Raw genomic sequence first — 11,829 nt, forward strand, 5'->3', positions numbered from 1 at the left:
TCGTACTCGTAGCGATCCGGCCCGGGACGGCCGAACACGTAGACATCCGCGTCGGGACCGACCTGTGCGCGCACCGGGGCGGCGACCAGTGGCGCCAGGGTCAGGGCAGCCAGCGCCGCGAGCGAGATCCGTTTCACCATCGTCGTCCTGCCTCGAATCGTCTCGGTCGTCCTGAGGGGCCCAGGCAGCGTGAGGGGGCCGGACGCCCCCGGCCGGGACCGCCATCCCGGATGCGGGCGTTGCCCGAACCCGGTCTGGCCGCTACCTACGCCCTGCCGTTGGGCCGCCGCCGCCGCCCGCGCCTACCTATCCCCGAGGATCCTTTCATGGAGCTGCTCAAGCTCGCCGCCCTCGATACCGAGGATCTGACCGTGATCTCCGCACACCTCCAGGACGCGATCCTGCGCCCGGAGGACCTGACCTACCTGGCCGGCGAGCATCGCTTCCTCATGGTCGTGCGGCGCTTCGACTGGACGCCCGACGCGCCGCCGCGGCGGCGGCTGGCCGGCCTGCATGTCGAGCGCGTCCTCAGCGTGAAGACCCGCGGGCTGGCCCCGGGCGACACCACGCCGATGAGCCTGCTCGCCCTCACCTTCGAGGCGACCGACTCGCCGTCGGGCCATATCGACATGGTGTTCTCCGGCGGCGCGGCGGTGCGGCTCGAAGTCGAGTGCATCGAGGTCCGGATGAAGGATCTCGGCCCGGTCTGGGAGGCGGTCGCCCGCCCCGGCCATGCAATCGATCCGGCGACCGATGCGGTCGCCGCCCCCGGCCCGGCGGCTTGAGACAGACGAAAGACATCCGATGGTCCGGCTCGACAGCTCCTCCCCGAACTTCGCCGCCGACTTCGCGCGGCTGCTCACCCTGAAGCGTGAGATCGCCGAGGATGTCGACGAGGCGGTGCGCGGCATCATCGGCGAGGTCGTCGCCCGCGGCGACGCCGCCCTGGTGGACTTCACCCGCCGCTTCGACCGGCTTGGGCCGGACTTCTCCGCCGATGCCCTGCGGATCACCGAGGCCGAGATCGATGCGGCCGTCGCGTCCTGCCCGGACGAGGCGATGACGGCGCTGCGCCTCGCGGCGGAGCGGATCGAGGCGTTCCACGCACAGCAGAAGCCCCAGGATCACCGGGCGACCGACGCGCTCGGCGTCACCGCCGGCTGGCGCTGGACGGCGCTGGAATCGGTCGGGCTCTACGTGCCCGGCGGCACGGCGAGCTATCCGTCCTCGGTCCTGATGAACGGCGTGCCGGCCCGGGTGGCGGGCGTGCCCCGGATCGTCATGGTGGTGCCGACGCCCGACAACATCCTCAATCCCCTGGTGCTGGCCGCGGCCCGCCTGGCCGGGGTCCACGAGGTCTACCGGGTCGGGGGCGCCCAGGCGGTGGCGGCGCTGGCCTACGGCACCGCCAGCATCGCCCCGGTCGCCAAGATCGTCGGCCCCGGCAACGCCTGGGTGGCGGCGGCCAAGCGCCGGGTGTTCGGCCAGGTCGGGATCGACATGATCGCCGGCCCGTCCGAGGTGCTGATCCTCGCCGACGGCCACGCCAACCCCGACTGGATCGCCGCCGACCTCCTGGCCCAGGCGGAGCACGACACCGCCGCCCAGTCGGTCCTGATCACCGACAGCGCGGAACTCGCCGAGGCGGTGGAAGCCGCCGTCGAGCGCGCGCTGACCACCCTGCCCCGGGCCGAGATCGCCCGGGCGAGCTGGCGCGATTACGGCGCGATCATCCGGGTCCGGGATTTCGACGAGGCGGTGCCGCTGGTCGACCGGATCGCCCCCGAGCACCTGGAAATCGAGACCCAGGATGCCGAGGCGCTGTCGGGCAGGATCCGTAACGCCGGCGCGATCTTTTTGGGGTCGCACACGCCGGAGGCGATCGGCGATTACGTCGGCGGCCCGAACCACGTGTTGCCCACCGCCCGCTCGGCCCGGTTCTCCTCGGGCCTCGGCGTCTTGGACTTCATGAAACGGACCACGATCCTGGCCTGCACGCCGGAGAGCTTGCGGGCGCTGGGTCCGGCAGCGATAACGCTCGGCCGGTCGGAGGGTCTGGAGGGTCACGCCCGCTCCGTCGCGATCCGGTTGAACCTGTGAGGGTGTGGGGATGGCCGAGAAGCAGCGCGGGCCGAACCGCCTCGCCAAGGTAAGCCTGGACGAGGCGTCCATCGCCCGCGGCAACCCGGATCAGGAGCACGAACGGGCGATCGCACTGTTCGACATCCTGGAAGACAACTCCTTCACGATTCCGGGCCGCGAGGGCCCGTACATGCTCACGCTCGGCCTCGTCGAGAACAAGCTGTCCTTCGCGATCAGCACGGTGGACGGCGAGCCGGTGATGACGCACCTCCTGTCGCTGACGCCGTTCCGACGGGTGATCCGCGACTACGAGATGATCTGCGAGAGCTACTACAACGCGATCCGTACCGCCTCGCCGTCGCAGATCGAGGCGATCGACATGGGCCGGCGCGGCCTGCACAACGAAGCTTCGGACACGCTCAAGCAGCGCCTCGACGGCAAGGTCGACCTCGACCACGATACGGCGCGCCGCCTGTTCACGCTGATCTTCGCCCTGCACTGGAAGGGCTAGGGCGCCTTCCGGCCCCGAACGGCGATGGTTGAGCCTTTCCCCGAGATCGCCCCGAAGAAGCGGCGGGTCCAGTCGGTCCTGTTCATGTGCAACTTCAACGCCGTGCGCTCGGCCGCGGCCGAGGCGATCGCGCGGGCCTATTTCGGCAAATCGACCTATGTACAGTCGGCCGGCGTGCGCTCGGGCGAGCCCACCGATCCGTTCATGATCGCGGCCCTCGACGAACTCGGCATCGACGCGAGCCGGCATCGCCCCCGCACCATCGAGCAGTTGGAGGATTGGGAGGGCCTGAACTTCGACCTGATCATCACCCTCTCGCCGGAGGCGCACCACCGGGCCCTCGACCTGACCCACACGCTCGCGGCCGATGTCGAGTACTGGCCGACGCCGGACCCGACCCTGCTGCAGGACGCCTCCCGGGAGCAGCGCCTGGACGCCTACCGGGACGTGCGCGACGGGCTCACCCGGCGCATCAAGGCGCGGCTCAAGGGCTAACCGTCAGCCGCTCGACCCGGGACAGCAGGCAGCCGGGCCGCGCGGTGTGGACGTTGACGAAGGCCGTGCGCGGGTCGCCGAGGGCGCGCAGCAGCGGCGCGTCGATCTCGGCGCCGGGACAGACGTGGCCGAGATCGTACAGGCAAAGATCCTCGGCATCGTAGGCCCGGACCGACACCAGGGTGTTGGCGCGAAGGATCGGTGCGACGACATCTGCCGCGGCGAAACTCCGACAAGATTGCGCGTGCAGGAAGATCGGGCTCGGGGCCCAGTAGATGCCGCGCGGACGCCCGAAATCGTAGGACCCGAGCAGCATCGGCTCTCCCGGCTCGGCGCAGCACAGGCATTGCCGACAGGGAAACCCGCTGTCGCTCGTCGCCGTGACCGACCGGACCGGATTGTCGAAGTCGTCGCGCCCGGTTTGGCGGAAGCGATCCGCGATGACGGCATCGATCGGTACGCAGCGGTATCGGGTCATGGGGTGCTCCCTCTCCCGGAAACCATGCGGGCTCCGGAGAGAGAAAGCGTCCCGCTCCTTGCTGCCGTTGTCGGCTCGTCTTGGGCGACCGGAACCGCGCGCCACCACGCGAACCTGACACTTCGCTGCGGAATGTAAGCCCGAACGAGCTACGCAAAAAACGCAAGGTTTCACCGAGTGTTCCGGTTCTATATGCTCGGCGACCATCCTCTTTTTGGAACAATTTCATGTCTTACGCTCGGACGGCTGCAGTCGCGGCGTGCGCCTTCATATCTCATTGCAGCCCATCACACGCTCAATGGAGTCCTGCAGGCGGATTATTGAATGTTTCGGTAACTCAAAGCTGCACCGAGACATCCGGCAGTATCGCCACATCCAAATCCGACGGCCTTTTCCTATGCCCGGCCCGGATCAATCTGGTCGAGTCCCAGATCAAGGGCGCCAGTCATTTCTACATCGTCCATGCCTATGGCCTTCTCGCCATTCGAAAGAACTCGGAACGGCTGGCAGATTGCTGGGCGGCCCATCAGCTCGCCAACGCGCCCAACGGCCCGCACTACATCAAGCAGTGGATCACGCACTGGACCAATTACGGGGTGACCCAGTCGACGTTCGGCACGCCTGCACAGAGGATCGCCAATGTCCGGTCGTGCTGCGCCTGCGGTATCTAGTGGCCCAACGCCCTGTCCGGCCCCAGACGCCTGCGTGAGCGACTGCTGGGTGGGCCCCCGAGCGGTGCCGATCCGGCCCATCACCCCCGGCTGCTGATCAGCCAGGCCCGGACGCGGCCGGCGAGCATCGGGCGGGCGCGGGCGACGTCGTCGCCGTCGAGAAGCGGTGAACCCGCCAGGGCTGCGAGATAGGCGTCCTCGGCACTGCGGCAGGCCCGGAACGCGGAATCCGCGGCGAGGTCAGAGTCCGTGAGCGCGACCTGGATCCGGAAGTTGCGGCTGAGGCACTCGCGCCAGCCCGTGTGGCGCAGCTCGGTCTCGCCGCCCGCCTGCACCGGCCCGGAGGCGAGCAGCATCGCGGCGAACAGCACGGGCGATATGAGGGAGGCAGGCGACATGGATCGGGCACTCGGTCCGCAGACAGGGTAACGCCGCCAAGGTTAGTGAAAGCTTAAGGTCGGGATGGAAATCCGGCTGTCCGGACGCGTCCTGTGAATGGGCCGACGCGGTGCAGAGAACCGCCCTGATCAGCGGTTGGCGGTGGTGACCGGCGAGGTGACGCCGCCGAGCGAGACCCACGCGGTGGCGTCCTGGCTCTCGCGCTTGATGAACACGTAGCCGGTCTTGTGCCACGGCACGATCGCGTTGGTCTTGTTGTCGAGGACCAGGTCGCCGCGGTCGGTGATCAGGGTCAGCACGGCGTGGCCCTCGCCCTTCTCGTCGATCACCACGGTCATGCGCATCGCCCGGCGGGACAGGCCGGCGTCGGCCAACAGGTGGCGCTTGAGCAGCTGGAAGTCCTCGCAATCGCCGATGCCGTCCTCGGCCAGGTCCCAGCGGTCGGCGACGTGGAGATGCTCCATGTCGGTCTTCGGCTCGACCGACTTGTTCACCCGGCGGTTGACCGAGACGATGGTGGCCCAGACCGCCGGGGTCAGGGTGATCCGCGCCGGCTCGCTGCGGTCCACGGCGCATTCCGCCGCGTAGGACTGGCAGAACGTCACCCAGGCCGCGATCGGCCGCGCCGCGCCCTGGGGCTCGGCCCCGATCTGCGGGGACGGCAGGCTGGCGAAGGTCTGGGCCTGCACCGTCCCGGCGCCGAGGCCGGCGAAGCACAGGGCGGCCCAGGCGAAGCCGGCCAGCACGCGACGGCTGCGAGCCACCCGACGCAGCGCAGAGCTGGGAACCGAACCCTGCACCATGGAACCCGCGAACCGCATCGCCGTGACCCAACCGTTAAGCTCTCGTTAACGAAAGCTCTCACGCCGGGGGGCCGGCGGCAATCGGCGGATTAACAAAAGGTTAATGCTGTGCGCAACGCGGATGACGTAGGAATTCCCAGACCTGTGGCACCCGTGCCGTCGGGTGGCCGAGACCCGCGCGAAAACGTGAAGATCTCCAACGGCATTCGCGAGCCGTGAGCGCCGTTGTCCACCGCCGCCACCTGAAGGATCAGAACGCTTGGGCGGCTGGAGGAACGACATGCGGTGCACAACGGATGCGCTCGCGGCGCTCGCAGTCGCAGGGCTCGTGATCGGAACCCTGGTGGCGGACCCGGCCTCGGCCGCGACCCCGGACACCCCATCGCCCCCGCAGACGAGTCCCGGCGATCTCAAGAGCGATGGCCCGACGCAGCCGGCCAAGGTCCAGGACGGCCAGTACACCGACAAGAACGGCGATCCGACCTACCACGTCACCGACGGCGGCAAGAAAGTCGATTGGTACACGATGTCCGGGTACCTGCGGTACAACGCCAACTGCATCGTCTGCCACGGCCCGGACGGCATGGGGTCCACCTACGCGCCCTCCCTGGTCGATGCGCTCAAGGGCATGGACTACGCGCACTTCGCCGGCATCATCACCGGCGGCAAGAAGGACGTGAACGCCTCGCAGGAGCTGGTCATGCCGGCATTCGGGGATAACCGGAACGTCATGTGCTACATGCCGGACATCTACACGTATCTGCGCGCCCGCGCGGATGGCGTGGTCGGACGCAACCGCCCGGCCGACCACGAGGCGAAACCCGCCGCCTTCACGAAGGCGGAAGACGTCTGCATGAAGTGAGCGCCGCCGCGTTTCCGCGCGGGCGCGCAGCCTCCGAAATCGACGGCGCGACGCCCCGTTGCGCCGGTCGGTTGTGCACGACATACTCCGCGCAAGACACTGAAGAGCGAGGGCAAAGCTCGCCGAGGGGGTGTGAGGGGGTGGAACGTGGTTCAAGGGACCGGAGTGCGCCGCCATGCGTGCGGTATCTGGACGGCCTGGACGGAGGCCGTCGCGGCCTCCGACGCCGTCTCCGCGATCGCGCGGGCGATCGGTACCCCGGCCCTGTCCCAGATCGTCGCCTTCTTCTCGCACGATTACGACCCCGAGATCCTGGCTAACGCCATGGAGAAGCAGTTCCCCGGCGTCCCCGTCGCGGGCTGCTCGATGTCGGGGGGCATCGCTCCGGCGGGCGGCCTCGATCGCGGCCTCGTCGTAATCGCCTTCCCGTTCGAGCGCTTCCGCATCGTCTCGACCGTGCTCGACGCCATCGACCACCTCGATGTCGAGCGCACCGCCTCGGCCGTGCGCGCCCTGCGCCGGACCCTGGACCCGATGGTGTCATCCCGCGAAGCTGAGGCGCCGGCGATCGATCATCGCCGCTTCGCGCTGTCGCTGATCGATGGGCTGGCCAACGCGGAGGAGACGGTGGTCTCGGCCATCGCGTGGGCGCTCGACGGAATCCCGATCGTCGGCGGTTCGGCGGGCGACGACCTGCGCTTCCGGGACGCGGTACTGCTGCATGGCGGCCGGATCCACCGTAACGCGGCGGTGCTGGTGCTGGTCGAGACCGATTTCCCGTTCGAGATCTTCAAGAGCGACAATTTCGAGCCGACCGGGACCAAGTTCGTGGTCACCGCCTCGGACAGCGAGCGGCGCACGATCCACGAACTCAACGCCGAGCCGGCAGCGCGGGAATACGCCATGGCGATCGGCCTCGACCCCGAGGGCCTGTCGCCGATGAGCTTTGCCGCCTACCCGCTCGCCGTGAAGGTCGGCGGCGAGTATTTCTGCCGCTCGATCCGCCGCATGAACGAGGACGGCTCGCTGAGCTTCTTCTGCGCCATCGACGAGGGCGTGGTGCTGACGCTGGCCGAGCCGCGCGACATCGTGGCCTCCACCCGGACCGAGTTGGCCCGCCTCGACACGGCTTTGGGCGGCGTAGACCTGATCATCGGCTTCGAATGCGTCCTGCGCCGGCTCGATGCCGAGAGCCGGCAGGTGGGCCACGGCATCGCCGACCTGTACCGCCGCTACAACGTCGTCGGCTTCGAGACCTTCGGCGAGCAGTACCGGGCGATGCACCTCAACCAGACCTTCACGGGCATCGCGATCGGCAAGGGGCTTACCGGGGGCACGGAGCCCGGCGACCCGCCCGTTCCGGCCGGATCATGACCCTTCACCCGAGCGGGCTCGAGACCGACGCCTCCCTGCGCCGGCGGATCGAGAAGCTGGAGCGGATCAACGCCGCGCTGATGTCCCATGTCGAGCGCAGCATGGATCAGCGCGGCAGCGCCTACTCGTTGTTCCAGACCGCGATCATGCTGGAGGGCCGCGTCCGCACCCGTACCGAGGAGTTGACCGGACTGATGCACCGCCTGGAGCGCTCGAACGAAGCCCTGGCGGCGGCCAAGGAGGAGGCCGAGACCGCCAACCGCTCGAAGACGCGGTTCCTGGCGGCGGCGAGCCACGATCTGCTGCAGCCCGTGAACGCCGCGCGCCTCTCGATCTCGGCGCTGGACGACCTGCCGCTGCCGCCCGAGGCGCGCACCATTGCGGGCCGGGTGGAGCGGGGCCTCCAGACGATCGAGGACCTGATCAAGACGCTCCTGGACATCTCCAAGCTCGATGCCGGCATCGTCCGGCCGCAGTTGCAGCCGGTCTTCCTGCCCGACCTGCTCGCCGAGCTGGCGGGGAGCTTCAAGCCGTTCGCCGAGCGCAAGGGCCTGCGGCTCGCCGTGCGCTGCCCGGACCTCACGGTCACGAGCGACGTGATGCTGCTCCAGCGCATCGTCCAGAACCTGGTCTCCAACGCCATCCGCTACACCGGCGCGGGCGGCATCGTGCTCGCGGCGCGGCGCGCCGGCGGCGGGGTCCGGGTGGACGTGTTCGATACCGGCTGCGGCATCGCCGCCGAGGAGCACGACCTGGTCTTCGAGGAGTTCTTCCGGGGCGGCGCCCGGACCGGCGCCGCGGAGGAGCCGGGCCTCGGCCTCGGCCTGTCCATCGTGCGGCGCATGGCCCAGGCGCTGGATCATCCTTTGACCCTGGCCTCGCGGCCCGGCCACGGCACCCGGGTGACCCTGGGCCTGCCGCTGAGTCCGATCCCGGCCGCCATCGCGCTGCCGGCCCCCGTGCTGACCCGCCTGTCCGGCGCCCACGTCCTGGCGGTGGAGAACGACGCCGCGACGGCCGACGCCCTGGCGCGCCTGCTGCAGAACTGGGACGCCCGGGTCTCGACCTTCCGGGATTTGGCCGGGGTCCGCGCCGCCATGCAGGCCGGAGCCCCGCGGCCCGACATCCTGGTACTCGACTACCACCTCGACGACGATGCCTGCGGGCTCGACGTCGCCGCGTACCTGAATGACCTCTACGGCGAGGCGCTGCCGGTGATCGTCACAACCGCCGACCATTCTCGCGAGGTCGAGGCGAAGGTTGCGCGGTCCGGCGCGGAGTTGCTGCGCAAACCGATCAAGCCCGCGCAGCTGCGCTCGCTCCTGACCTACATGCTCGCCTGATGCATAGCCGGGCGAATAATCCCGCCGCGCCGTGACATAGGACACACCACGGCCCTCGACGCTGTGCCGCGGCTGCGCGAGAGGGAACCGGCATCCGCGGTGCATCCGCGCCCGGGTCTCCCCCCGCAACCGACGTCGCCGGCCCTCCGGGACGCCGCAGGAGCGCGCGCATGGCGCAGGTCCCGGCCGGTACAGGCGTCCCCACCCAGCACGACGGCCTGCCGCCGCGGGAGCGCGTCCTGGCGATGGCGGCGATCGGGCTGGCCATGACCATGGCGGTCCTCGACGGGGCGATCGTCAACGTGGCCCTGCCCGTGATGGCGAAGGACCTGGCGGTGAAGCCCGCCGACGCGATCTTCGTGGTCAACGCCTACCAGATCGCCGTGACGGCGAGCCTCCTGCCCTTCGCATCGCTTGGCGACATCTTCGGCTTCCGCCGGGTCTACCTGCCGGGGCTCGCGGTGTTCGTCGCGGCGTCGCTGGCCTGCGCGCTGGCGCCGAGCCTGCCCTTGCTGATTGCGGGGCGCATCGTCCAGGGGCTCGGCGCCGCGGCGATCATGAGCGTCAACATCGGCTTCGTGCGGTTCATCTATCCGCACCGGATGATCGGCCAGGGGGTCGCCAACGTCGCCCTGGTGGTGGCGGTGGCCTCGGCGGCGGGGCCGACCGTGGCGGCCGCGATCCTGTCGGTGGCGAGCTGGCCCTGGCTGTTCCTGGTCAACGTCCCGGTGGGGCTGCTCGCCCTGGCGGTGGCCACGCGCACCCTGCCGGCGACCCCCGCGAGCGGGCGGCGCTTCGACCTGGTGAGCGCCGTGCTCAACGCGCTGACCTTCGGCCTGCTGATCATCGGCATCGACGGGCTCGGCGACCCCGAGGGCCAAGCGATCGCCGTCGCCGAACTCGTCGGCGCCCTGGTGATCGGCACCGTGTTCGTGCGGCGCCAGATCCGGCTGCCCGCCCCGCTGCTGCCGGTGGACCTCCTGCGGATCCCCGCCTTCGCCCTGTCGATGGCGACATCGGTGGCCTCCTTCTGCGCCCAGATGGTGTCCTACGTGGCGCTGCCGTTCTACTTCCAGGACGTGCTGCACCTCTCCAGCACCCAGACCGGATTCCTGCTCACCCCCTGGCCGATCGCGGTGGCCGCGATGGCGCCGATCTCGGGGCGCCTGGCCGACCGCTACCCGCCCGGTCTGCTGGGCGGCATCGGCCTCGCCATGCTGGCGGCCGGCCTCGTCTGCATGACGCTGTTGCCCGAGGCGCCCGCCACCCTCGACATCGTCTGGCGCCTGACCCTGTGCGGGCTCGGCTTCGGCCTGTTCCAGTCGCCCAACAACAAGGTGATCGTCACCTCGGCGCCGCGGGAGCGCGCCGGCGGAGCAAGCGGCATGCAGTCGACGGCCCGCCTCACCGGGCAATCGCTCGGCGCCGCCCTCGTGGCGGTGATCTTCGGGCTGACCCACGGGCTCGGCGCCGAACGGGCCGTTACCCTCTCGCTCTCCTGCGCGGTGGCGCTCGCCGCGATCGGCGGCTGCGCCAGCGTCCTGCGGCGGGGTAAGGGCGGTTAGGCGAGCCCGGTATGCCACCGACCGGCCTGGCGCGCGTTGGGCCGATATCCACAACCCGTGTTCCAAGCCCCGGAGTCTCCGCCCATGGACCTCGACCTCACCGGCAAGAAGGCCCTCGTCACCGGCTCGACCGGCGGCATCGGCTACGCCATCGCCAAGGAGCTCTGCGACCTCGGCGCGGAGGTCGGCGTCAACGGCCGCACCGCCGAGCGGGTCGAGGCGGCGCTGACCAAGCTGCGCGGCGAGACCAAGGCCGGCCGCGCCTTCGCGGCACCGGGCGACGTGGCCACCGCCGAAGGGGTCGATGCTCTCGTCCGGGGGCTGCCCGTGGTCGACATCCTGGTCAACAACACCGGGATCTTCGAGCCGAAGCCGTTCTTCGAGATCCCGGACGCGGACTGGCAGCGCTTCTACGACGTGAACGTGATGAGCGGCGTGCGCCTGTCCCGTGCCTACGCCCCGGCCATGGCGGAGCGCGGCTGGGGCCGCGTGATCTTCATCTCGAGCGAGTCCGGCATCAACACGCCCACCGAGATGGTCCATTACGGGATGACGAAGACCGCGCAGCTCGCGATCTCACGCGGCCTCGCCCAGACGGTGGCCGGCACCGGCGTGACGGTCAACAGCGTGCTCCCCGGGCCGACCCTGTCGGAGGGCGTCGCCGAGTTCATGAAGCAGATGGCGGGAGGGGCGGCCGATGCCGACCTCGACGCGATGGGCCGGGCCTTCGTGGCCGAGCATCGCCCGTCGTCGCTGATCAAGCGTCTCGCGACGGTGGAGGAGGTTGCGAACCTGGTCGCCTACCTCTGCAGCCCGGCAGCGAGCGCCACGACGGGCGCTGCGCTGCGGGTGGATGGCGGTGTCCTGCAAGGTCTCGCGTAGACCGCTTCGATCGAAACGGTCGTCGGCTCGGGGCCGTCGGGCCCCGTTCGATCGAGAGTCACCGGTCCGGCTGAGGCGCCGGACGCGGGCTTAGACGATCAAGACTTCAGGTGAGCCGCGAGATGCTTGTTCATCTCGAACATGGAGCACTTGTCCTTGCCGAAGACCTTCTTGAGCTTGTCGTCGGCGAGGATCTCGCGCTTGTTCTCGGGGTTCTGCAGGTTGTGCTTCTTGATGTATTCCCACACCTTGCTGACCACCTCGCCGCGGGCCAGCGCGGCCGTGCCGACGATCGCGCCGAGCTCGGCGGACGGCTTCAGCGGCTGCTGCAGGGCGTTCGGCTTCGCGCCGGCGGCCTTCGTGG

Annotated in this window: 14 protein-coding genes; 10 read left to right on the forward strand and 4 right to left on the reverse strand. The window is 69.7% G+C overall.

Annotation, left to right across the window (positions count from 1 at the left end; genetic code table 11):
- The first annotated feature begins 326 nt into the window (after nucleotides 1–326).
- Genes FV228_RS09750 through FV228_RS09765 form a run of 4 tightly spaced genes read left to right on the forward strand, consistent with a single transcriptional unit; the run spans nucleotide 327 to nucleotide 3,088 of the window.
- Nucleotides 327–785: a DUF2948 family protein gene (locus FV228_RS09750; protein ID WP_147854452.1), complete on the forward strand. Its 459-nt coding sequence runs from the start codon at nucleotides 327–329 to the stop codon at nucleotides 783–785.
- A 19-nt stretch (nucleotides 786–804) separates the two neighbouring features.
- Complete coding sequence (gene hisD / locus FV228_RS09755; protein ID WP_147854440.1) at nucleotides 805–2,100, forward strand: histidinol dehydrogenase; 1,296 nt, start codon at nucleotides 805–807, stop codon at nucleotides 2,098–2,100.
- A gap of 10 nt (nucleotides 2,101–2,110) precedes the next feature.
- Entirely contained in the window at nucleotides 2,111–2,593 is a 483-nt protein-coding gene (locus tag FV228_RS09760) for a UPF0262 family protein (protein ID WP_147854441.1), read from the forward strand.
- Nucleotides 2,594–2,617: 24 nt separating this feature from the next.
- Entirely contained in the window at nucleotides 2,618–3,088 is a 471-nt protein-coding gene (locus FV228_RS09765; protein ID WP_147854442.1) for a low molecular weight phosphatase family protein, read from the forward strand.
- Here FV228_RS09765 and FV228_RS09770 read toward each other — a convergent pair.
- A complete protein-coding gene (locus tag FV228_RS09770) occupies nucleotides 3,078–3,566 on the reverse strand; it encodes a DUF1203 domain-containing protein (RefSeq protein ID WP_147854443.1) in 489 nt (162 codons plus the stop codon). The two genes, FV228_RS09765 and FV228_RS09770, sit on opposite strands and share 11 nt — an antisense overlap.
- A 320-nt stretch (nucleotides 3,567–3,886) precedes the next feature.
- Here FV228_RS09770 and FV228_RS09775 point away from each other — a divergent pair, with 320 nt between their 5' ends.
- Nucleotides 3,887–4,237 (forward strand): hypothetical protein, encoded by a 351-nt coding sequence (locus FV228_RS09775; RefSeq protein ID WP_147854444.1) that lies wholly within the window; start codon nucleotides 3,887–3,889, stop codon nucleotides 4,235–4,237.
- A gap of 80 nt (nucleotides 4,238–4,317) precedes the next feature.
- Here the strand turns inward: FV228_RS09775 and FV228_RS09780 are convergent, their stop codons facing one another.
- Both FV228_RS09780 and FV228_RS09785 read right to left on the reverse strand, forming a co-directional pair.
- Nucleotides 4,318–4,635, reverse strand: coding sequence for a hypothetical protein (locus FV228_RS09780; protein WP_147854445.1), 318 nt, complete (start codon nucleotides 4,633–4,635; stop codon nucleotides 4,318–4,320).
- Between the two features lie 129 nt (nucleotides 4,636–4,764).
- Nucleotides 4,765–5,457 (reverse strand): transglutaminase-like cysteine peptidase, encoded by a 693-nt coding sequence (locus tag FV228_RS09785; RefSeq protein ID WP_187277688.1) that lies wholly within the window; start codon nucleotides 5,455–5,457, stop codon nucleotides 4,765–4,767.
- 262 nt (nucleotides 5,458–5,719) lie between these two features.
- Between FV228_RS09785 and FV228_RS09790 the strand changes: the two genes are divergently transcribed.
- From FV228_RS09790 to FV228_RS09810, 5 genes are all read left to right on the forward strand, one after another.
- Entirely contained in the window at nucleotides 5,720–6,301 is a 582-nt protein-coding gene (locus FV228_RS09790) for a c-type cytochrome, methanol metabolism-related (RefSeq protein WP_147854447.1), read from the forward strand.
- 165 nt (nucleotides 6,302–6,466) lie between these two features.
- Entirely contained in the window at nucleotides 6,467–7,675 is a 1,209-nt protein-coding gene (locus FV228_RS09795; protein WP_238259986.1) for an FIST N-terminal domain-containing protein, read from the forward strand.
- Entirely contained in the window at nucleotides 7,672–9,018 is a 1,347-nt protein-coding gene (locus FV228_RS09800; RefSeq protein WP_147854449.1) for a hybrid sensor histidine kinase/response regulator, read from the forward strand. Before FV228_RS09795 ends, FV228_RS09800 begins: the two co-directional genes overlap by 4 nt.
- 170 nt (nucleotides 9,019–9,188) lie before the next feature.
- Nucleotides 9,189–10,583, forward strand: coding sequence for an MFS transporter (locus FV228_RS09805; RefSeq protein ID WP_147854450.1), 1,395 nt, complete (start codon nucleotides 9,189–9,191; stop codon nucleotides 10,581–10,583).
- Between the two features lie 84 nt (nucleotides 10,584–10,667).
- On the forward strand, nucleotides 10,668–11,465 hold the full coding sequence (locus FV228_RS09810; protein ID WP_147854451.1) for an SDR family NAD(P)-dependent oxidoreductase: 798 nt from the start codon (nucleotides 10,668–10,670) through the stop codon (nucleotides 11,463–11,465).
- A 98-nt stretch (nucleotides 11,466–11,563) separates the two neighbouring features.
- Here the strand turns inward: FV228_RS09810 and FV228_RS09815 are convergent.
- On the reverse strand, nucleotides 11,564–11,829 hold a 266-nt coding region (locus tag FV228_RS09815; protein WP_210247794.1), incomplete at its 5' end, for an SWIB/MDM2 domain-containing protein.

Source organism: Methylobacterium sp. WL18, from assembly GCF_008040015.1.
Lineage (GTDB): Bacteria > Pseudomonadota > Alphaproteobacteria > Rhizobiales > Beijerinckiaceae > Methylobacterium > Methylobacterium mesophilicum.

Bases quoted from the DNA above. Each gene is read 5' to 3' on its own strand.
- FV228_RS09800 (WP_147854449.1), top strand. From the start codon at position 7,672: ATGACCCTTCACCCGAGCGGGCTCGAGACCGACGCCTCCCTGCGCCGG.
- FV228_RS09780 (WP_147854445.1), bottom strand. From the start codon at position 4,635: ATGTCGCCTGCCTCCCTCATATCGCCCGTGCTGTTCGCCGCGATGCTG.
- hisD (WP_147854440.1), top strand. From the start codon at position 805: ATGGTCCGGCTCGACAGCTCCTCCCCGAACTTCGCCGCCGACTTCGCG.
- FV228_RS09790 (WP_147854447.1), top strand. From the start codon at position 5,720: ATGCGGTGCACAACGGATGCGCTCGCGGCGCTCGCAGTCGCAGGGCTC.
- FV228_RS09765 (WP_147854442.1), top strand. From the start codon at position 2,618: ATGGTTGAGCCTTTCCCCGAGATCGCCCCGAAGAAGCGGCGGGTCCAG.
- FV228_RS09805 (WP_147854450.1), top strand. From the start codon at position 9,189: ATGGCGCAGGTCCCGGCCGGTACAGGCGTCCCCACCCAGCACGACGGC.
- FV228_RS09750 (WP_147854452.1), top strand. From the start codon at position 327: ATGGAGCTGCTCAAGCTCGCCGCCCTCGATACCGAGGATCTGACCGTG.
- FV228_RS09810 (WP_147854451.1), top strand. From the start codon at position 10,668: ATGGACCTCGACCTCACCGGCAAGAAGGCCCTCGTCACCGGCTCGACC.
- FV228_RS09770 (WP_147854443.1), bottom strand. From the start codon at position 3,566: ATGACCCGATACCGCTGCGTACCGATCGATGCCGTCATCGCGGATCGC.
- FV228_RS09760 (WP_147854441.1), top strand. From the start codon at position 2,111: ATGGCCGAGAAGCAGCGCGGGCCGAACCGCCTCGCCAAGGTAAGCCTG.
- FV228_RS09785 (WP_187277688.1), bottom strand. From the start codon at position 5,457: ATGCGGTTCGCGGGTTCCATGGTGCAGGGTTCGGTTCCCAGCTCTGCG.